Raw genomic sequence first — 19,871 nt, 5'->3', positions numbered from 1 at the left:
GAGGTGCCTGCCTGGTGGGCGCTTCCACTGCGTCAGCCGTTGACGTCGAGCCTTGGTTCCTGGCGTCGTTTTCGGTGGTCGGCGGGCACGTTGCCGTGCCCGCCGTTGGATGTTCTCAGAAGTCCCAGCGGCCGGTGATGGACAGCGGAACTGAGACGCGGCTGCCGGTATCGTTGATGGCTGCCAGGCCGAGCCCGGCGATCGCGGAATCGTCGTCGGAAAGATCGTCGATGTAGTTCACCCCTGCGGCGAGCTTCATGCTGAAGCGATCGGTGAACGGGATGTGCACACCGGCTTCGAGCCCGCCGCTCAGCGCCCAGCCCTTCTCGTAGAACGGCGCATTCGGGATCGTGATCGCGGCGTCGGGAATCTCGAACGTGGCCCGGATGACATCGGTTTCGGTCGCACCCAGCCGCGCCGCGACGAACGGTCTGACCCGGCCACCATCGCGAAAGTAGTGCCGGTAACCCACCTCCCACGCGTACGCGTCATAGCCCGAGAACGTGCCGAAGACGTCGAGCTCGGTATCGAGCGCCGGCACGTAGGCGGCACCGACGCGCACGCGACCATCGTCGGCGCTGGTCTCCCTGGCCTGAAGGAATACTTCGCTCCGGTCACTCAGTCCGTAGCCCAACTCCAGGCCCCACGACATGGCGTTGCCGTAGATCTGCTCGTGGCTGCGGGAGCGAATGCGCAACTCCGCGCTGACGCCTGCCAGTGCGGGATTCAACGGACCGAGATCCGGCACCGGCGCCACGGCGCCCGAATGGACGTCGCCGCTGACAGGGAAGTCGGCGCCGCCAAGCACCGACATCGAGAATTTTCCCTGCTCGGGGCCTGCCGCGAATGCCGGGCCTGCCGCCATCAGCAAGACAGCGCCAAGAAGTTTGATCTGCATGTTTCTCTCCCATCAGAACGGTAACGCCTACCCACCGTAGGCAGGTGCTCTACGCAAGGGGAGCGGAAGTGGATTCAACGGCATGACGTACGTAAGCGCGCTTTCAGGACTCTTCACTCCGTGCCCACATTGCTGTACGCACTCGCCGTTCGGCGGCACTGCCACGGTCCTGTACGGGTTTTGCAGGGTGTGCCGCCTAGCCCGCCTCTGCTCCCGGAAGCATCCTCGATTTGCTTGAATGGCGTACGCTGGCGACCTATGCCAAGGCCTGCGTCCGCCCGCCTGATCAATGCCGCCGCGAAATCGGTTCTGAAGCCACTCGGCTGCATACCGAAGGGACGCTCCAGGATCTGGCTTGACGATCAGTCCTTCTGGGTCGGGGTGATCGAATTTCAGCCCTCCGCCTGGGGACGGGGCAGTTACCTGAATGTGGGCGCGTGCTGGCTCTGGTACGAGAAGGACTACGTGTCGTTCGATGCCGGTGAGTATCGCGTCGAGAGCTTCCAGCCGTACGAGAGCGATGAGCAGTTTGCTGCGGCAGCTCAGGCGCTCGTAGAGCGTGCGGCGAAGGAGTTGGTCGATCTTCGAGGGCGCTTCCCGTCGCCCTCCCACGTGCAGGACTGGCTCACGCGCGAGGCGCCCCGCACGCTATGGAATCACTACCACTTGGCAGTGTCCGCTGGCTTGGCGGGTGATGTGGATCAGAGCAAGCGATCATTCGCGGAAGTGAAGTCTTGCCCCGATGAATGGCCTTGGGTCATCGAACTCAAGCGGCGATCCGCCGAACTGGAGAAATTCTTGCTATCTGATAGCGGATTCAAGGATGAGGTCATGAACACGGTGGTGCGAACCCGCGCATTGCTGAAGCTTTCGGCTTTGCCGGAAAACGCACGTAGGATGGGTTGAGTAAAGCGATACCCATCGTCGTGATGGCGGCGCGCCGCGGTTCATGGGTATCGCCTGCGGCTCAACCCATCCTACTGCACTGCAGCCCGCACCTTGGCGTTGCCGCAAGCCCCCCGGCGTTATATGAATTCTTAGTGGGAGGCGCAGCGCGCCTCCTTTTTTTGCTTTGCGATGACGCGAATGGCTGGCAGGATTGGGTGCAGGAATGTCGTTTCGCTTGGGAGTCGGTCAGTCATGAAGCAGCTATCCCGCGTCGTGGTTTCTTGTGTGTTGCTGTGCGGCCTGACCGCCTGCGGTTGTGTGGACGAATACGTCGACATGCTGCCATCACCCGACGGCACGCTGAAGGCCGAGTTGCGCCATTGCGGCTGCAGCCTGACCACCTACCGTCGCACCCAGGTCACGGTGCTGGAGTCTTCGCGCAAGGCCGAGTGCATGGCCTCCACCGGCGTTGCCGGGTTCGACGCGCCCTTCGACCACGCACCGCTGAAGCTGCGGTGGCTGTCCAACGACACGTTGCATGCGAGCTACCCGGACTATCCCGACTTTCCGCAGACGCAGTACAGCGCGGGTGATCCGGCGAGGCCCAAGGTGACGCTGGTGTTCCAGGGCGAGCCTTAGAGTGCGCTTGGCTGATGACTGACACCCGGGATGCGCGGTGCTACGGCGTCGCGAGGTTCACCGGTCGTCCGGAAGCAATTGCACTCTGATCTCTGTTTCCTGGCCCAGCCTAGGGTTCTACTCAACTTGGCGAGAGGCCCAGTCACCTGCACGGCGGGCTTCTTCAATCCAATCCAGGGCTTCGCGGTAGCCGTCTTCGCTTTCCAGGACGCGGTCCGTCAGGGGCCGCCCTGTCAGTGTGAAGTACGCACCGAAGTCCGCAGGCGTGAGTCCGGCGGCCTCAGTGGCTTGGTGGAACAGGTGCCAGCGAATTGCGCGCTTCTCGAGTTCGTAGCGCGGCCAGAACTCTGGAAGGACCTCTGCACCTGCGCGTACGCGACTGACCGGCTCTCCCAGGCTCTTGTCCTTGGGGGCGAGGCGCTTGGCTGCGGCGAGGAGAAGGTGTGCCATATCCTGGCGCTCTACTGTCCCATTCGCCGCCTGCAGTTGGCGTGCGCACCGGTCGAGGGCGGCGGATAGCTCGCGGAGCGAGGCCTGGATGTACGGGTTCGGGTGGTCTTTGATCATCGTTCGACAGTGCGCGGGCCGCGAATAGCGCCCATCCATCACGGTAGACGTCTGGCGGGGCGATTTCCCTATGGCGATGAGCGCGATATCTCACAGTTGGGCGCAGCCGCTGGCGCATTTGCGGCGCTCCGACTTCTTATCGCGGCTCAGATCCACCGCAAGGAGACTTTCTTGCCCCTGTTCTTGTCGAACCGGCGCTGCTGGTCCCAGCATCTGGCTGGGCAGGGACGGCACAAACTACTCTTTGATCTTGTGCCCCCATGGAATCGAAAGGCCCCTCTGGCCCGTCTTCTATTTCAAATGGCTGCGATAGGTTGGGGTGAGCTTGCGAAGCCCAACATCGAGGTGTTGGAAGGCGCGCGGTGTTGGGCTTCACTTCGTTCAGCCCAACCTATGTTCCTGGGCGAATCGCCGCGTTGGATCTTCCCTTAGGGCTAGAGGGCCACCTTCAACTTTCCACGCGCGACACATACACCATCTTTTATGGCGTACACCTCGACGTAATGGTCGCCACTGAAGTCAGTTGTTTCGTACTTCTGCTTGAGCCCGTCCGCGTCCGGTGTGATCTCTCCTCGCAGCATCTTTCGCTCAATGGCGACTGGACCTTGATTCCGAACCTTCCACCAAATGGCGTAGGGTTCAGGAACGTCGCATTCAGAGACGTAGAACCTCAAATGTCGGCCGAGAGGAACACGCTCCCTTCGACGCAATGCCTGTCGAATCCTATCCTGCACGGCGTTACCGACACGGACCTCTCCCTCTACCTCGATGTGGTAGCGAATATCAACCGGGATACTGTCTTCGATGAACTGCTCACGGTCGAAGGAAAGAATGAGTACCGACCGATCAGAGGCAGTAGTTGTTGCGGGTGCGGCGGGAAACTTCCGGCCAAACACCTTCTTCCAATGCTTTACCTTCTTTGATTCTTCGGTCGCGTCGATTGCCTCTTGGCAACGCTTCGCAGCCTTCTTAGCTTTGGGCTGGAACTTGGTCTTGCATTTGACTCGCTGATTGCTTCCCGGAGCCCACCAGTAATCCTGTTCAGCCAAGTCACCTAGATAGGTGAAAAGGTCAACGAACATTTGCGGATAGTCCTTGAATGTGGCCTCGTCGTGCTCGTTGCGCTCGTCAAAGAAGTTGTAAACGAGCGTGTCGATAAGGAGTCCGCCCATCTTCAGGCCAACGTGATTCCGCCACTCGCGCAACATCTTGCACGCATTCTTAAGATTCCAGTTGGTTTCGGAATTGAGCTTATTTACAGCCTCAATCTCTGGGCGAGGCTTCGTTAGCTTCCAAGTGCCCGTGTTTGTGTCGCCGTGCGTGAAGTTGCCATCGGAATCTTCATAGGCAGGCAAAACCTCAACGTGGTAGTTCGAGAAAAACACGCCGACGACTTGACCATCAACTTTGATCTTCGTGCCGTTGTCGTAACGCTTCCGGAGCGATGCTTTGACATCATCGAGCATCGTCTTGGGGCCATCACTTCCGAGGCTCTTGTAGTGATCGAACTTAGCCTTCGGAATGGAAAAGGCCATGTCCAAGTCGCTTACGCCATCAATGGCGGTTCGGCGGCCATAGGAGCCAATCTGTAAAGTGTGTGCGGTGTCCGAGTCGGAGTCCCAAAAATCTTTGTTCAGCCGGGTCGTGATATTTGCGTACTTCGTCGAAATGTCTGCTGCATTACTTACTGCGATGTTGTCTCGAAATTGGCTGAAAAGCGAAGCGTCGCTCACGCGCAGAACCCCTTGTTAATCCAGTAGGCAACGCTGCAGACTGCGGCGCTCACCAAAGCGATACCGGTAATCGAGGCTGATAGCGGAATCTTGTCCCGCCAAAAGGTAAAAGGGCGGTACTCCTCCAGCCAGCTTCGCTCCGCTTGCCAGAAAAATTTGTAGTGTGCGTACCAGTCGCTTAGGAAAATCTGCTTGCTGATACCAATGCTTTGCGACTCATTGAGCAGCTCGCGATACCGCGCTTCAAGGTCGTCAAAATTGGCGGAGTCGTCTCGACTCTTTGTCTCGTAAAGGAGGGAGCGGAGCGTGGTAAAGATGGTCGTCAGACGACTTCCGACTTTGGAGTATTCCAGTCGGGTATCTTGGTAGGAATTGAAGTAGAAGACCGCGTAGGCAACGATCAACAAGAACGCCGCCAGGATGTTGTTGTTAAGCTGAGGAATGACAAGTGCGAGAACGCCGAAAGCGAAGCTCATGATGCTGATCCAGCCAGGCGCTTTCTCGACAATGTCATAGGTTGCTAGATGTTTCTTCGCCGCGTAGCCGATGTTGTAGCCGCTCTCGGCAATGTCTTTGAGCAACAGGTCCTTGTTCACTCGTCCCCCTGTGATTGACGGATTGCCGCTTACCCTCATGTGAGGGCGGACAGAATGAAGTCAAGGTAGGCGGTCACAGTCTCATCCCCTGCGACAAACGGGGCGGCCTTCCGCAACAGCTTGGTGCCGGAAATAGGAATCGAACAGTCGACACGATCCAAGGAAAAAAAGCCGCCCAAGAGGGCGGCTTCGTTGTCTCATCCCATCCAATGCCGTACGCGGGTCATCGAGTGAGGAGATCGGTCAATCCTGTGTAAGCTTTTGATTATAATGGTTAAGCGGCGTCCGTGCGGGATTCGAACCCCGGTTGCTACCGTGGAAGGGGTAGCTTCAAAAGAAACTAGTTGGATCAAGCCAGAGGTAGGCTTCTGTTCGTTAGGGGACTTCGATGGATGGCTAAGCAGAGGGATACCGAGTGTGAAACCAGCTTCGCCGTTGAAAGACGCCTAGTGCTCCGCCCATCCTGATAACGCAAGTGTGCAGAAACGAAAAAACCCTGGAGGTCCAGGGTTTGATCTTGGTGCCGAAGGTGGGACTCGAACCCACACGCTTTTAAGGGCGGCGGATTTTGAGTCCGCTGCGTCTACCATTCCGCCACTTCGGCGCGGACGGGGAGTATAGCCGAGCCCGGGGCCCCACCGACAGGGGCGCGGATCCGCACCGCCTCAATTGACCTGGTCCGTCCCCAGCAATCGCTCACCGCGGCGCTGCCAGCCGTCCGTGCCGGCCTCTTCCTCCGGCGTGAAGATCCCGCAGCGGACCATCGTGCGCTGGTACACATGCAGGCTCACCGCGATCGCCTTGTCGCTCGGATTGCGGATGGTGTGGTACTCGTGCGGCGGGATCAGGCTGCCCGCCGAGCCCGTGCCGGCCTCGATGGTGCCCGCCGGCACGAAGCGGTAGCGCACGTCATCGTGCTCCGCCAACTCGTACTGCGTGATCTCCAGCCGCCCGCGCCACACCCCCTCCACGCACCACATGCCCGAATGATCATGGATCTTCGTGCCCTGGCCCGGGCCCCACGTCATCGCGATGACGCTGTAGCCATGCTCCGGACTGGTGTACAGCTCACGGCGCGCGTAATGGTCGGAGATCGGCTCCAGCACGCAGGACGGCAGATGCACGTCCTCGTCGCAGATCAGTTCGCACAGCGACTTGCGCAGCGCATCGGTGACGGCACGGTCGTCGCCGAGGACGACGGCGGCATCCAGCGAAGCGATCAGCTTGTCGGCGCCGGGGAAATCGAGGGTCATGGGGCGAGCCCGGTGAAAGTGTGGGCCCATTTTAGCCGCGTGGGGCGGGGAGGGCGTCTTGCGGTGCGGGATGGGTTGGCCGTTCCCTCACCCCGCGCAGCGGGGAGAGGGTGCCCACCGGGCGGGTGAGGGGCGAACGGAGACCGGATGGGTGTGCGCCTGGGTGTTTGCCGCGCTCGCCCCTCATCCGCCTTCGGCACCTTCTCCCCGCTGCGCGGGGAGAAGGGAACAGCGAGGGCTCAGATCCCCGCCAGAAACCCTGCCACTGCCGGTCCGAACCGCTCGAAATCCACCAGGAAGGCATCATGCCCTTGCGGCGATTCCAGCGGCAGGAACTCCGCCTGCGCCCCGCCGGCCGCCAGCCCCTCGGCGATCTGCTGCTGCTGTTGCAGGGGGAACAGGATGTCGGTGGCCGCCCCGATCGCCAGCGCACGCTGCACGCGGATCCTGGCCAGCCCCTTCATCACGTCGCCGTCTGCGCGGTCCTCGCCACCGTATTCCGCCAGGTCGAACCAGTCCATCGACCGGCTGAGGTAGAGATAGCAGTTGGGATCGAAGCGGCGCACGAAGCGGCGCGCATGGCCTTCCAGGTAACTCTCCACCTGGAACTCCAGGCCGAACGGATCCTCGTCAGGACGATCGGATTCCAACCGCACCCGGCCGAAGCGGCCATCCCATTCCAGCGCCGAGCGGTAGGTGATCACGCCCAGCTTGCGCGCCATGCGCATGCCCGATTCCGGATACGTGTCGTCGTCGTACTGGCCGCCGTTCCACTGCGGATCCAGCCGGATCGCCTCGCGCTGCAGCGAGCGGATCGCGATGGAGAACGGCAACGCCTGCGCACTGCCCGAGATGTTGATGTGCGTGCGCGCCGCGCCCGGATGCAGCAGCAGGTAAGCCAGCGCGGTCATCCCGCCCATCGAATTGCCGATGATGCAGGCCAGCTGCTCGATGCCCAGCCCGCGCACCACGTCGAAGGCCGCGTTGGCGCCGTCTTCCACCGACAGCTCGGGGAAGTCGAGGCGGTAGAGGCCACCCGTATCCGGATTCACCGAGGCCGGGCCCGTCGAGCCCTTGCAGCTGCCCAGCGAGTTCACGCAGACCACGAACCAGCGGTCAGTGTCGATCGGCTTGCCGGGGCCGAGCATCGCCTCCCACCAGCCCTCCGCCTCGTTGCCCGGATTGCGCGCCGCATGCGCGTCCGGCGACAGCCCGGTGACGATCAGCACCGCATTGTCGCGGCGCTCGTTCAACGTGCCCCAGGTCTCGTACGCCATCCGCGCGCCATGCAACGCACCGCCGCGCTTCATGCGGAACGGGGAGGGCAGGGGATGGAAGCGGGTGCCGGGGGGGATGAATTCGGTCATCACGGCAGTGTAGGCAATGCGGCGGGGTGATGCCATTTCATGGGTGCATCGTGGTGTTGCGTGCGCACGCCGTGGTACGTCGCTTTTCCTCGCCCTGCGAAGCGGGGAGAGGGTGCCCGGAGGGCGGGTGAGGGGCGAGCGGAGACGCAGGCCTTGCGCATCGATCAACGGTCGACGCGCGTCTGCGAGGAGATGGGGAGAGTGCTGCGCAAAGAGCTCCCCTCATCCGCCTTCGGCACCTTCTCCCCGCAGGCGGGGAGAAGGGAACGACACACAGCGCTTCACGGCACCACGCGATCAATCGTCAGCGCGTAGCTGTTGCCGGCCTTGACGTCGGCGGTGACGGCAGCGGCTTCCAGGTCGCCGGTCTGCGCGGCAGGACCATTGCCTTTGGCGATGCGGGCGACCAGCTGCACCTGCGGTAGCTGCGAGAGCTTCAGCGTGGGCATGGGGCTGTCGCCATCGCCGAGCGGCACGGTCACCGGGAAGGTATCCACCGGCAGGCGTTTGGCGGCGACCGGCATCGGCGGGCCACCCACCTGGCGGGCGAACACGAACAGTGTGTCGCCCGGCGCCAGCTTGTCCTTCAGGGCCGGCGCCAGATCGACCGTGACCGTGAGCAGTGCAGGTGTGGCGTCGGCGACTGGTGCGGGCGCCGTGTCCGCCAGTGGCGGCAGGCCGGCGTCGGCACGGGCTTCGTTGATCTGCGTGCGCAGGGTGGCGGCGGTGTTGGGGTCGACCTTGGCCAGCAGCGGCTCCCAGGTCTTCGCCGCTTCCGCGTGCTTGCCTTCCTGCCGCTGCGCCAGGCCGACGAACCACAGCGCGCGCTGATGATCGGGATGGATGGCGATGGCCTTGTCCAGCAGCGCCATCGCCTGCGCGTCGAGCTTGCGCTCGGCATTGTTGAACAGCCGTGCCTGCGCGGCTTCGACCAGCAGGTCGGCGTCGGTTGGCAGCAGCTGCACGGCGCGCTCGAAGGCCTTCTGCGCTTCGTCGTAACGTTGCAGCGCGGCGTAGGACTTGCCCAGCAGGCGCCAGCCTTCCGGTTCGTTGGGCTGTTTCGCGAGCTCGGCTTCGAGCTGGGTCACGGCATCGTCCAGCGTCGTGGGCATCGTGGCGGTGGCCTGCGGCTCCAGCGCGGCAGGCGTGCCCACCACGCGGTACAGCGCGAACGTGGCGATGCCGAGTGTCGCCACGCCGGCCAGCACCAGGGCGCGCGCGTCGCGCCACAGCGGCCACAGCACCGCCAGCAGCACGGCGGCGGAAAGTGCGATGGAGAGGATCACGAAGGTGGTCATCACCACTCCTGGTTGTCGTCGTCGGTGGTCGGCGCGGGTTGCTTCGCGCGCTTGGCGACGATCCGGCCGACCCAGACGCCGCCGGCCAGCAACAGCAGCAGCGGTCCGAACCACAGGATGTAGGTGCTGGGCGCGACCTCGGGCTTGTACAGCACGAACTCGCCGTAGCGATCGACCAGGAACTGCTTCACCTGCGCGTCGTCCTTGCCCTGGCGCATCAGGTCCAGCACTTCACGCCGCAGGTCGTGCGCGATCTGCGCATTGGAGTCGGCCAGCGACTGGTTCTGGCACATCACGCAGCGCAGTTCGGCGGTGAGTTTGTGGAAGCGGGCTTCCTCGGTCGTGTCGTTGAACTGCAGCGGAGTGGGGTCGCTGGCCTGCGCGAAGGCGGGCGCGGCGGCGACCAGCAGGGCCAGCAGCAGAGCGCGCAGCAGGCGAACGGGAGCGGTGTTCATCGGCCGGCTTCGATCTTTTCCAGCGCCGGGATCAGCTGGTGGTCGATGATGGCCTGGTCGATGGCGCCGACGTGCTTCCAGCGGATCACGCCCTGGCCGTCGACCAGGAAGGTTTCCGGGGCGCCGTAGATGCCCCAGTCGATCGCGGTGCGGCCTTCGAGGTCGGCGACCACCATCATGTACGGGTTGCCGAACTGGTCCAGCCAGCGCAGCGCATCCTCGCGTTCGTCCTTGAGGTTGTAGCCGATGAAGCGCACGCGCTTGGTCAGCGCGAACTTCGTGAGGATGGGATGTTCGACGCGGCATTCCGGGCACCAGCTGCCCCACACGTTCATCACGTACGGCTGGCCGGCGAGGTCGGCGTTGGTGACGCGCTTGGCCGGATCGTGCAGCAGGGGCATCTCGAACGCGGGCGCGGGCTTGCCGATCAGCGGCGAGGGCAGCGCGTCGCGGCCGGCACGGTCGGACTGCGACACGCCGTAGTACAGCAGGCCCATCAGGCCGACGAAGAACAGGCCGATGATGACCAGCGCGAACGTCAGCGCACCACGCGAACGCGGCGGCGACGGTGGGAGTTCGGATGCGTTGTTCATGCGGGACGCGCCTCGGGTTTCTTGTGGTTCCGGAACCGGCGGTCGGCGGCGGTGACGAAGCCGCCGAGGGCCATCAGGGCGGCGCCGAGCCAGATCCAGCGGACGAAGGGTTTGATGTGCACGCGCAGCGCCCAGGCATCGTTGCCGAGCGGTTCGCCGATGGCGACGTAGACATCGCCCAGCACGCCGGGCTTGATGCCGGCTTCGGTCATCACCTGGCCACCGCTGGCGTAGGCGCGCTTTTCCGGATGCAGCAGCACGACCGGCTTGCCGTCGCGCAGCACCTGCACGTGGCCGCGGTCGGACAGGTAGTTCGGTCCCTGGGTTTCGTCCACGCCCTGGAAGTGGAAACCCCAGCGGCCTACTTCGACGGTCTGGCCGGGTTTCACCGCCAGTTCGCGCTGCACGTTCAGCGCTTCCACCAGCAGCGCGCCGACCAGGAACACCGCGATGCCGGTGTGCGCCAGCGTCATGCCGAGCATCTCAGGAGTGAAGCGGCCGTTCGCGCGCAGGCGCGACCAGACGAAGCGCAGCGTGCCCAGGCCGACCCAGGCGGCACCCAGGATGCCGGCGGCAGCCTTGAGCTTGCCCTGTGGCGCGACGAAATAGGCGACAACAGCCAGGACGATCGAGAGCAGCGCCCACGGCAGCAGCATGGCGCCCAGGCGGGAGGCCTTGTCGCGCTGCCACTTGGTGAGCGGGCCGAACGGCACCAGCGCCACCAGCGGTGCCATCAGCACGATGAACAACAGGCTGAAATAGGGCGGGCCGACCGAGATCTTGCCAAGATCGAGCGCATCGGCGATCAGCGGGTAGAGCGTACCCAGCAGGATCATCGCGCAGGCCGCGGTCAGCAGCAGGTTGTTGGCGAGCAGCAGGGTTTCGCGCGCGTTGACGGCGAAGTACGACTTCTCCGATGCGTCATCGGCCAGTTGCGGCGCGCGCCATGCATACAGCAGCAGCGAGCTGCCGATGACGACACCGAGGAAGATCAGGATGAAGACGCCACGCGTGGGATCGGCGGCGAACGCGTGCACGCTGGTGATCACGCCCGAGCGCACCAGGAACGTGCCCAGCAGCGAGAGCGAGAACGCCGAGATGGCGAGCAGCAGCGTCCAGCCGCGGAACGCGCCGCGCTTCTCGGTGACCGCCTGCGAATGGATCAGCGCCGCGCCGACCAGCCACGGCATGAAGCTGGCGTTCTCGACCGGATCCCAGAACCACCAGCCGCCCCAGCCCAGTTCGTAGTACGCCCACCAGCTGCCCAACGCGATGCCCAGCGTCAGGAAGCCCCAGGCCACGTTGGTCCACGGGCGCGTCCAGCGCAGCCAGCGCGCGTCGACGCGGCCGTCCAACAGGGCGGCGATGGCGAATGCGAACGGCACGACGAAGCCCACGTAGCCCACGTACAGCAGCGGCGGATGGATGATCATCCCCGGATCCTGCAGCAGCGGATTGAGATCGCGGCCTTCGCCCGGCGAGGGCAACAGGCGGACAAAGGGATTCGAAGTGAAGATCAGGAAGGCCAGAAAGCCGATGGCGACCACGCCCATCACGCCCAGCACGCGTGCCATCACCACGTCCGGCAGGCGTCGCGAGAACAGCGCCACCGCGGCGGTCCAGATCGCCAGCACCAGCGCCCATAACAACAGCGAGCCTTCGTGCGAGCCCCACACTGCGGTGTAGCGATAGACCATGGGCAGCAGGGAATTGGAATTGTCGGCCACGTACTTGACCGAGAAATCCTGCTTCACGAACGCCATGGTCAGCGCGATGAAGGCCAGCATCACCAGCCAGAGCTGGGCATACGCGGCGGGGCGCGCCACGTCCATCCACGCGGCCTTGTTGCGGTGCGCGCCGGCCAGCGGGAGCACCGACTGCAGGATCGCGACCAGCAGCGCCAGGATCAGCGCGATTTGTCCGAGTTCAGGAAGCATCAGTCATCCATTCCCTCGCCCTGCGGACGGGGGTGAGAACGATCTGCTTGCGCGGCATGCCGCGCAGATCGTTTGAACGCCGGGCGCGCTGCGCCCGGCCGGGGTGGGTGCCGAAGGCGGGTGAGGGGCGAGCGGAGTCGCCGAGTTTCAAGCGATGGGAGTCTGTCGGCACGCGCTGGCTGCGCTTCGTGCGCATGCGCGTGGAAGCAAGAGCGCCCCTCATCCGCCCTCCGGGCACCTTCTCCCCGCGGGCGGGGAGAAGGGAATGGGCGGCGGATGCGGCGATCAATTCGCCGACCCCGCGGGCGCAGCAGGCACGTCGTGCTTCTGGTGCGCCTTGCCCATCTTGTCGGCCACTTCCTTCGGCATGTAGGCCTCGTCGTGCTTGGCCAGCACATCGGTGGCGACGAACACGCCGTCCTGCATCGAGCCGGTGGCGACCACGGCCTGTCCCTCGCGGAACAGGTCGGGCAGGATCTTGTCGTAGCGCACCGTCAGCTGCGCGTCGCCGTCGGTGACGCCGAACTGCGAGACCAGCGAGCCGGGTTCGCGCTTGAACGAGCCTTTCTCGACCATGCCGCCGAGGCGGAAGCGCGATTCACCGGCTTCGCCGCGCAGCACTTCGGCGGGCGTGTACAGGTAGGCCACGTTGCGTTGCAGAGCCATCGCGATCAGCGTGGTGGCGATGCCGGCCACCACGACGGCGAGCAGCACGAACAGCAGGCGGCGGCGTCGAACGGGGTTCATCGGTCAGCGTTCCAGGTCGGCGGGGGCGGCGCTGCGGCGCGCATCGCGCGCTACGCGTTGGCGGGCGGCGCGAAGTTCGCGGCGCACCTGCAGGCGCGGAGCCAGGAAATCCCAACCCAGCACGAGGGCGAACACGGCGTACGCGCCGATGACGTATTCGAAATAGCTCACGGCGTGGCTCCCTGCGCGGCGGCCAGCTTCGCCACCCAGTCCTTGCCCGCTTCGCGGCGCAGGTTGTCGGCGCGCGCACGCGCCAGCAGCGAGCCGGCGAACCAGAACTTCGTCGCGATCACCATCAGCACCAGCGGCAGGATCATGCTGTCGTCCATGCTGGATTCGCCGAACACCCGGATGGTCTGGCCCTGGTGCAGCGAGTTCCACCACACTACCGAGTAACGGATCACCGGCAGGATCGCCACGCCGACAATGGCCAGCAGGCCGGCCGCGCGCGCAGCGTTGCGGCGATCGTCGATGGCGCCGTAAAGACCCATCACGCCCAGGTAGAGGAACAGCAGGATCAGTTCGGTGGTCAGGCGCGGGTCCCAGTCCCACCACGTGCCCCACATCGGCTTGCCCCAGATGCTGCCGGTGGCCAGGGTGATGACGGTGAACGCGGCGCCGGTGGGCGCGCAGGCCATGGCCAGGATCTCGCACAGCTTGATGCGCCAGACCAGTGCGATGGCCGCGTAGAACGCCATCAGGCCGAACACGAACATGCTCATCCACGCGCTGGGCACGTGGATGTAGAGGATGCGGAAGCTGTCGCCCTGCTGGTAGTCGGCCGGCACCACGAACAGCGCCTGCCACAGGCCGAGGCCGAGCAGCACGATCGCCGCCAGGTAGCACCACGGCGTCCAGCGCGCTGCGAAGCGGTCGAAGTACGGGGGCGAACCGAGTTGGTGGAACCAGCGGACGAGGGGATTCATGCGGCGGCGGTCTTCAGGTCAGGGCGATGCGGATCGCTGCGGCGGCCGCCAGCGGCGCCAGCAGCAGCGAGAGCAGCAGACCGGCACCCAGCCAGAGGAGGGCACCGGAGGCATCCAGTCCTTGTGCGCTGGCGGCCACGGCGCCGGCGCCGAATACCAGCACGGGGACGTACAACGGCAGCGCCAGCAGGGCCACAAGGATACCAGAGCGCCTCATGCCGACCGTCAGTGCTGCCACCACCGCGCCAAGCAGGCTCAGCAGTGGCGTGCCCAGCGCGAGCGTGGCGAGCAGCATCGGCAACTGGCTGTGGGGCAGGTGCAGCATCTCGCCCAGCAGCGGCGTGGCCAGCACCAGGGGCAGGGCGGTGGTCGCCCAGTGGGTCAGCACGCGCACCAGCACCAGCCAGGCCAGCGGCACCGGCGCGAGGATCCATTGTTCAAGCGAACCGTCCTCGGCATCGCCCCGGAACAGGGTGTCCAGCGACAGCAGGCCAGCCAGCAGCACCGCCACCCACACCACGGCGGGCGCGACCTTCGACAGCACCAGCGGCGCGGTGCCCAAGCCGAGGGCGAACAGCACCACCACCAGCAGCGCGAACAACGCCGGTTGCAGGGCGTCGCCGCGACGGCGCCACAGGAGTTGCACGTCGCGCGTGATCAGCGCGCGGGCGGTCTGGAGCAGGGACGGCGCGGTGCTCATGCGTGAGCTCCCATGAAGCAACCCCTTCCCCTGCTTGCGGGGGAAGGCGGGGATGGGGGCGAAGCGAAGCAGTGGGCGGTGATCGCTGCCCAGGCATTCCACGGTCGTCTTCTGCTTGTCCGCGCCACTCGATGAAATGCCCCGTCGGCGCGCTTCCAGGTGCCGGTTTCCCCCCACCCCAGGCCTCCCCCCTGAACGGGGGAGGGGGCGGCGTGCGGCAGGTTCGAGGACACGGCCGCCGGACTCATGTCGCGTCTCCCCGTTCCAGCACCAGCATCCGCGTCTGCACCGGTGGCGCGGCGTAGGCGCCGTGGGTGGTGACCAGTGCGGCACCGCCATCGCGCAGGTGGGCCGAGATCATCCGGTTCACCAGGTTGATGCCGTCCAGGTCGAGGTTGGCGTAGGGCTCGTCCAGCAGCCACAGCGGCGAGGGCGACAGCCACAGGCGGGCGAGCGAGAGACGCTTCTTCTGGCCGGCGGAGAGCTGGCGGGCCAGGGCATCCTCGTAACCGGCCAGGCCGACCATCGCCAGCGCATTGCCGGGCATCTGGCGGGCGCGGCGACCGTGCAGGCCGCAGAGGAAGTTGAGGTTTTCCAGGGTATTCAGGTCGGCTTTCAGGGCCGGCAGGTGGCCCAGATAGGCCATCGCATGCGCCCGGCGCGACGGACCGGCGGGTTGGCCGTCGATGTCGATCTGGCCAGCATCGGCCCGCAGCAGGCCGGCCAGGACGCGCAGCAGGGTGGTCTTGCCGACGCCATTGCCGCCCTGCACCAGCAGTGCCTCGCCTGCATCCACGGCAAAATCCAGCGGCCCGAACACCGGCTCGTCATTGCGCGAGAACGCCAGGGCGCGGGCAGCCAGCAACGGCGGGTGGCGGGAAGCGGCGTCGGTCATCGGATCGGGCGTTCCCGGGCGGGAGGCTGGGGTGTCCTGGAGGCTCAATCGCCCATTCTAAACGGAGGGGCCGGTCCGGCCGCCTGCGACAGACGGTCGCGGTCCGTCACCCCACCCAGTCGGTATGCGGATCGCCGTCGGCCTGCGGCGGCCGGGGCCACATCATCCGCAGTCGCACCGGTGTGTCGGCGTGCCAGAAGAGGGTGCCGCCCTGGCCGAACTCGCGCGCCAGGGCATCGGCTTGTTCCAGCGTGGCGTCCAGCGCCAGGCAGCCATGTTCGACCATGCCGCCCTGGTTGTTGCAGCCCAGCGCCGGGTGGAAGCCCAGTCCCAACGTGGACAAGCGTGAGTGCAGGCGCTCCTGCGCGGCGTCGTTGACGGGGCGGGTTGCCTCGCCGGGAGGCGGGTTCCACGCGGTGATGAACAGATAGCGCGTCGCCATGACCTGGCGTTCGACATCCGGCGCGGTCGAGCCGGTGCGGAACAGCCATTCCTGCCGACCCACGGTGACGAAATAGTGCGCGGCAGCCCAAGCCTTGGCCAGCCGTGCGCGTTCCGCCTCGGGGACATCCCCGAGGGTCGCGCCGGCAGCGGGAACGCGGTGGTCGGCCATGGCCGCATCATCGCGCGTAACGCCCAGCGCGTACACTCCGCCTTCCCCTTCATCGAGTGCCTGAACCAGGATGTCCCAGCCGCAGACCAAGCTGCCCAAGGTGGGCACCACCATCTTCACTGTGATGTCGCAGCTCGCCGCCGAGCACGGCGCGGTCAACCTGGGGCAGGGCTTCCCGGACTTCGCGGTGCCGCAGCGGCTGGTGGACGAACTGGATGCCGCCATGCGCGCCGGCCACAACCAGTACGCGCCCATGACGGGCGTGGCGCCGCTGCGTCAGGCCATCGCCGAGAAGGTATTGCGCTGCTACGGCCGCGAAGTGAACCCGGACACCGAGATCACCGTGACCAGCGGCGCCACCGAGGCGCTGTTCAACGCGATCCACGCGGTGGTGCGCCCGGGCGAAGACGTCATCGTGCTGGACCCGGCCTACGACAGCTACGAGCCGGCCATCGAACTGGCGGGTGCGCGTGCCGTGCATGTGCCGCTGGATCCGCGGACCTTCGCGGTGGATTGGGACCGCGTGAGGGCCGCCATCACGCCGAAGACGCGTCTGCTGATCATCAACAGCCCGCACAACCCGTCAGGCGCGATGTTCGACGAAGCCGATATCCGCGCGCTGTCGGCGCTGCTGGAAGGCACGGGCATCTACCTGATCTCCGACGAGGTCTACGAGCACATCGTGTTCGACGGCCGCCGCCACGAATCCATCCTGCGCTATCCCGAACTGGCGGCGCGCGCCTTCGTGGTGTCCAGCTTCGGCAAGACCTATCACTGCACCGGCTGGAAGATCGGCTACGCCATCGCGCCGCCAGCGCTGAGCGCGGAGTTCCGCAAAGTGCACCAGTACAACGTGTTCTGCACGTTCGCGCCGGCGCAGCACGCGTTCGCCGCGATGATCCGGGAAGAACCGGAGCACTACGAACAGCTGGGCACGTTCTACCAGGAGAAGCGCGACCGCTTCCGCGAGCAGTTGTTGGGCACGAAGTTCATGCCGCTGCCGGTGCCGGGTGGTTACTTCCAGCTGGTCGACTATTCCGCCGTCAGCGCTCTGCCGGATGCGGAGTTCGTGAAGTGGCTGACCATCGAGCATGGTGTCACCGCGATCCCGCTGTCGCCGTTCTACGAGACGCCCCCGGCCGGCCAGCGCCTGGCGCGGCTGTGCTTCGCCAAGAACGAGGCGACGCTGGATGCGGCGATCGAACGGTTGAAAAAACTCTGACCGTCGTCCCAGCGAACGCTGGGACCCATTGGGATGTGCTTTGCCGTCCACTGGAAAAGTGCAACAGCAAGATGGATCCCAGCGTGCGCTGGGATGACGCAGGAAACATCGCGACCATCATCATGATGGCGGCTTGGAGACAGAACGCATGCAGGACCTCCGCATTTCCCTTGTCCAGGGCGAGACGCGCTGGCATGACCCGGCGGGCAACCGCGACTACTACGGTGGCCTGATCGCGCCGCTTGCCGGAAAGACCGATCTGGTGATCCTGCCGGAGACGTTCACCAGCGGCTTCAGCAACGAGGCCATCGACCAGGCCGAGGGCATGGACGGCGCCACGGTGGCATGGATCCGCGAACAGGCGGCAACGCTCGGCGCGGCGGTGACCGGCAGCGTGCAGCTGCGTACGGACGAAGGCGTGTTCAACCGTCTGCTGTTTGCCACACCCGATGGCAGCCTGCAGCACTACGACAAGCGCCACTTGTTCCGTTACGCCAACGAGCACAAGCGCTATGCCGTGGGCAGCAACCGGTTGACGCTGGAGTGGAAGGGATGGCGGATCAATCCGCTGGTCTGCTACGACCTGCGCTTTCCGGTGTTCGCGCGCAACCGCTACGACGTGGAGCGTGCGGGGCAACTCGATTTCGATCTGCAGCTGTTCGTCGCGAACTGGCCGGCGCCGCGCGCGTATGCATGGAAGACGTTGCTGCGGGCGCGTGCGATCGAGAATCTCTGCTACGTGGCGGCGGTGAATCGCGCGGGCACGGATGGCAATGGGCACGTCTACAGCGGCGACAGTGCTGTGATCGATTTCCTGGGGCAGCCGGTGGTGGAGTTGCCTGCGGGCGAGGGGGTGGTGACGACGACGATCTCGGCGGAAGCGCTGGTGGCGCATCGGGAAAAGTTCCCGGCGATGCTGGATGCGGACCGGTTCGAGCTGCGCTGAACTCCGCCTTTGAAGCCCCTCTCCTACCGGCGACCGGAGGAAGTCCCTGTGGGGGAGAGGGGTTGGGGTGAGGGGCAACGAAGTCCGTATCCCTCTTGGCGTCTGCCTTGAGCCACATCCGCGATGGCACTGGTTTCGTGGCTTTGCGGGATGGCTTTTCTCTTTTCGCATAGATGACGCGTTCGCCGCGAGGCGTCACTTTCTTTGCTTGTGCAAAGAAAGTAACCAAAGAAAGCACACCCCAGGCGGCACGCCCTGCGCTTCGCTCCGGGTCCGCGAGCGGGCCAGGAGTTTTCGTAAGGCACATCCATGTGCCATACGAAAACGCCGCCCATCCAGGGCGGCGCCCTTCGGGTTTTACCTGGCCCGCTCGCCGTGCCTCATGGGGACCCGGGAGCGGGAGCAAAGGCAAAGTCAAAAGCTCGTCGCGAGTTTCGATCGGTCAGGCGCGGCTCTTGGGACCCCTTAGGTCCGGCAGTCCCGGTGGGTCAAACCCCGCAGGGGCGGCACACAAGGATGTGCGCCATTTTCGGCCGGGGCAGGATGCCCCGTCCGAAAATTCCCGCCGGGACTGCGCACCCGCCGCGTGCGGCGGGCGGACCGCCGGGGTGTGCTTTCTTTGCTTACTTTCTTTGCACAAGCAAAGAAAGTAAGGCCCCCGCGGCCAGCGGCACCATGCCGGCACACATCAGACTTAACCGAAAGAGGTTGAACCCGATCGGTTAGTGCGCGGTGTGCGTATCACGCTCACTACTTGTTGCCGCGCGATCAACCCGCCTTTTGCGGCAGGATCTGGCACACCGCCTGGCACATCACCAGCACGCGCGCTGCATCATCGTGGACCTCGCCCGCGAGGAACAGCTGGTTGCGCGTGCGCTGTACCAGCCGCGCATGGCAGGTGATGTGCGGCATGTCCGGCGTCACCGGGCGCATGTATTGCGCGTTGAGCGACGTCGTCACGCTGGGCGGCGCAATCAGGTACGAGAACGGGCCCAGTGTATTGTCCAGCGCGGCGACGATGAAGCCGCCCTGCATGTGCCCGATCGGGTTCTGGTAGCGCGCCAGCACCGGGAACCGCATCGCCAGCGATTCGCCTTCCACGTAGGCGACCGGCTCGCCCTGCATGTCGAGCAGGCACGGCGGCGGAATCTGCAGTGGCGCGCCGGCGGGCAGGCGCGCGCGCAGCAGGGCGTTGATGTCGGTGCCGTCGCTCATGGCGTGAAACTAAGCTCGAACGAAGTGAAGAAAGGCGCGCGTCCAGGTGCCGACAGCGTCTTGCCCGCGATCTGCTTCTGCACGCAGATGGCCAGGGGCGTCGCGCCTTCCCGCCACGTGCGTACCACCTTGCCGGTGGCGTCCAGCTCCGCCACGACCACGAACGGCGAGGTGTCCGCCGTGGGGGTCGCGCATGCGCTGATGCCGGCATCGAGCGCGATGGCCTGTGCGTCGCGCAGCGATGCCGCCTGCTCCGGCGCCAGCGCGGCTTCGTCGGCATCCGCGCGTTGCTTGGCTTGCGTGTAGTCGAGCGCTGCCTGTGCGTGCGCCGCAGGAGCGCAGCACAACGCGAACGCGAGCAGGAGGTTCTTGATCACTGGATA

Annotated in this window: 22 protein-coding genes and 1 tRNA gene; 4 read left to right on the top strand and 19 right to left on the bottom strand. The window is 65.2% G+C overall.

All coding sequences use genetic code 11. From position 1 onward, the window contains the following. Nucleotides 1–115: 115 nt before the first annotated feature. The gene (locus tag FB548_RS07640; protein ID WP_142124200.1) at nt 116–898 is read right to left on the bottom strand and encodes a MipA/OmpV family protein; all 783 of its coding nucleotides are present in this window, start codon (nt 896–898) and stop codon (nt 116–118) included. A gap of 465 nt (nt 899–1,363) precedes the next feature. Here FB548_RS07640 and FB548_RS07635 point away from each other — a divergent pair, with 465 nt between their 5' ends. Together FB548_RS07635 and FB548_RS07630 are read left to right on the top strand one after the other, a co-directional pair. Continuing rightward, entirely contained in the window at nt 1,364–1,804 is a 441-nt protein-coding gene (locus tag FB548_RS07635; RefSeq protein WP_255470417.1) for a hypothetical protein, read from the top strand. 234 nt (nt 1,805–2,038) lie between these two features. Beyond that, on the top strand, nt 2,039–2,425 hold the full coding sequence (locus tag FB548_RS07630) for a hypothetical protein (RefSeq protein WP_142124199.1): 387 nt from the start codon (nt 2,039–2,041) through the stop codon (nt 2,423–2,425). 117 nt (nt 2,426–2,542) lie between these two features. On the opposite strand, the gene FB548_RS07625 is transcribed toward FB548_RS07630, so the two are convergent. The 16 genes from FB548_RS07625 to FB548_RS07550 all read right to left on the bottom strand — a co-directional run bounded on the left by FB548_RS07625 (nt 2,543) and on the right by FB548_RS07550 (nt 16,105). Then, nucleotides 2,543–2,992 carry a hypothetical protein gene (locus FB548_RS07625; protein WP_142124198.1) on the bottom strand — a complete coding sequence of 150 codons (450 nt, stop codon included), beginning with the start codon at nt 2,990–2,992 and terminating at the stop codon, nt 2,543–2,545. A 434-nt stretch (nt 2,993–3,426) separates the two neighbouring features. Next, on the bottom strand, nt 3,427–4,725 hold the full coding sequence (locus FB548_RS07620) for a nucleotidyltransferase (protein WP_142124197.1): 1,299 nt from the start codon (nt 4,723–4,725) through the stop codon (nt 3,427–3,429). Continuing rightward, nucleotides 4,722–5,321: an SLATT domain-containing protein gene (locus FB548_RS07615; protein ID WP_255470416.1), complete on the bottom strand. Its 600-nt coding sequence runs from the start codon at nt 5,319–5,321 to the stop codon at nt 4,722–4,724. The genes FB548_RS07620 and FB548_RS07615 overlap by 4 nt, the downstream gene beginning before the upstream one ends. A 518-nt stretch (nt 5,322–5,839) precedes the next feature. Next, nucleotides 5,840–5,925 (bottom strand) — tRNA-Leu (locus FB548_RS07610). A gap of 61 nt (nt 5,926–5,986) precedes the next feature. Beyond that, complete coding sequence (locus FB548_RS07605; RefSeq protein ID WP_142124195.1) at nt 5,987–6,574, bottom strand: cysteine dioxygenase family protein; 588 nt, start codon at nt 6,572–6,574, stop codon at nt 5,987–5,989. A 239-nt stretch (nt 6,575–6,813) separates the two neighbouring features. Further along, the gene (locus FB548_RS07600) at nt 6,814–7,941 is read right to left on the bottom strand and encodes a homoserine O-acetyltransferase (protein WP_142124194.1); all 1,128 of its coding nucleotides are present in this window, start codon (nt 7,939–7,941) and stop codon (nt 6,814–6,816) included. 281 nt (nt 7,942–8,222) lie between these two features. Beyond that, nucleotides 8,223–9,239 carry a tetratricopeptide repeat protein gene (locus tag FB548_RS07595; protein ID WP_142124193.1) on the bottom strand — a complete coding sequence of 339 codons (1,017 nt, stop codon included), beginning with the start codon at nt 9,237–9,239 and terminating at the stop codon, nt 8,223–8,225. Further along, a complete protein-coding gene (locus FB548_RS07590) occupies nt 9,239–9,673 on the bottom strand; it encodes a cytochrome c-type biogenesis protein (RefSeq protein ID WP_185742059.1) in 435 nt (144 codons plus the stop codon). Before FB548_RS07590 ends, FB548_RS07595 begins: the two co-directional genes overlap by 1 nt. Before the next feature lie 17 nt (nt 9,674–9,690). Continuing rightward, nucleotides 9,691–10,287 carry a DsbE family thiol:disulfide interchange protein gene (locus tag FB548_RS07585; RefSeq protein WP_142124191.1) on the bottom strand — a complete coding sequence of 199 codons (597 nt, stop codon included), beginning with the start codon at nt 10,285–10,287 and terminating at the stop codon, nt 9,691–9,693. Next, complete coding sequence (locus FB548_RS07580) at nt 10,284–12,224, bottom strand: heme lyase CcmF/NrfE family subunit (RefSeq protein ID WP_142124190.1); 1,941 nt, start codon at nt 12,222–12,224, stop codon at nt 10,284–10,286. Before FB548_RS07580 ends, FB548_RS07585 begins: the two co-directional genes overlap by 4 nt. A gap of 285 nt (nt 12,225–12,509) precedes the next feature. Beyond that, a complete protein-coding gene (gene ccmE, locus FB548_RS07575) occupies nt 12,510–12,971 on the bottom strand; it encodes a cytochrome c maturation protein CcmE (protein WP_142124189.1) in 462 nt (153 codons plus the stop codon). 3 nt (nt 12,972–12,974) lie between these two features. Beyond that, on the bottom strand, nt 12,975–13,142 hold the full coding sequence (locus FB548_RS07570) for a heme exporter protein CcmD (protein ID WP_142124188.1): 168 nt from the start codon (nt 13,140–13,142) through the stop codon (nt 12,975–12,977). Further along, nucleotides 13,139–13,897 carry a heme ABC transporter permease gene (locus tag FB548_RS07565; protein WP_142124187.1) on the bottom strand — a complete coding sequence of 253 codons (759 nt, stop codon included), beginning with the start codon at nt 13,895–13,897 and terminating at the stop codon, nt 13,139–13,141. The genes FB548_RS07570 and FB548_RS07565 overlap by 4 nt, the downstream gene beginning before the upstream one ends. A 13-nt stretch (nt 13,898–13,910) precedes the next feature. Further along, the gene (gene ccmB / locus FB548_RS07560; RefSeq protein WP_142124186.1) at nt 13,911–14,597 is read right to left on the bottom strand and encodes a heme exporter protein CcmB; all 687 of its coding nucleotides are present in this window, start codon (nt 14,595–14,597) and stop codon (nt 13,911–13,913) included. Between the two features lie 244 nt (nt 14,598–14,841). Then, the gene (gene ccmA / locus FB548_RS07555) at nt 14,842–15,492 is read right to left on the bottom strand and encodes a heme ABC exporter ATP-binding protein CcmA (protein ID WP_142124185.1); all 651 of its coding nucleotides are present in this window, start codon (nt 15,490–15,492) and stop codon (nt 14,842–14,844) included. A 106-nt stretch (nt 15,493–15,598) separates the two neighbouring features. Beyond that, nucleotides 15,599–16,105: a DUF3293 domain-containing protein gene (locus FB548_RS07550; protein ID WP_185742025.1), complete on the bottom strand. Its 507-nt coding sequence runs from the start codon at nt 16,103–16,105 to the stop codon at nt 15,599–15,601. A gap of 70 nt (nt 16,106–16,175) precedes the next feature. Between FB548_RS07550 and FB548_RS07545 the strand changes: the two genes are divergently transcribed. Together FB548_RS07545 and FB548_RS07540 are read left to right on the top strand one after the other, a co-directional pair. Continuing rightward, nucleotides 16,176–17,327 carry a pyridoxal phosphate-dependent aminotransferase gene (locus tag FB548_RS07545; protein WP_142124183.1) on the top strand — a complete coding sequence of 384 codons (1,152 nt, stop codon included), beginning with the start codon at nt 16,176–16,178 and terminating at the stop codon, nt 17,325–17,327. 148 nt (nt 17,328–17,475) lie between these two features. Beyond that, nucleotides 17,476–18,273: an amidohydrolase gene (locus FB548_RS07540; RefSeq protein WP_142124182.1), complete on the top strand. Its 798-nt coding sequence runs from the start codon at nt 17,476–17,478 to the stop codon at nt 18,271–18,273. Nucleotides 18,274–19,041: 768 nt separating this feature from the next. On the opposite strand, the gene FB548_RS07535 is transcribed toward FB548_RS07540, so the two are convergent. Next, entirely contained in the window at nt 19,042–19,488 is a 447-nt protein-coding gene (locus FB548_RS07535) for a PaaI family thioesterase (RefSeq protein WP_142124181.1), read from the bottom strand. Then, the gene (locus FB548_RS07530) at nt 19,485–19,865 is read right to left on the bottom strand and encodes a hypothetical protein (RefSeq protein WP_142124180.1); all 381 of its coding nucleotides are present in this window, start codon (nt 19,863–19,865) and stop codon (nt 19,485–19,487) included. The genes FB548_RS07535 and FB548_RS07530 overlap by 4 nt, the downstream gene beginning before the upstream one ends. Nucleotides 19,866–19,871 lie beyond the last annotated feature (6 nt).

This window comes from Pseudoxanthomonas sp. 3HH-4 (assembly GCF_006716465.1).
In the GTDB taxonomy this organism is placed as follows: domain Bacteria; phylum Pseudomonadota; class Gammaproteobacteria; order Xanthomonadales; family Xanthomonadaceae; genus Pseudoxanthomonas_A.
The sequence above is the reverse complement of the archived record's forward strand: the minus strand, read 5'-3'. Positions and strand labels throughout refer to the sequence as shown.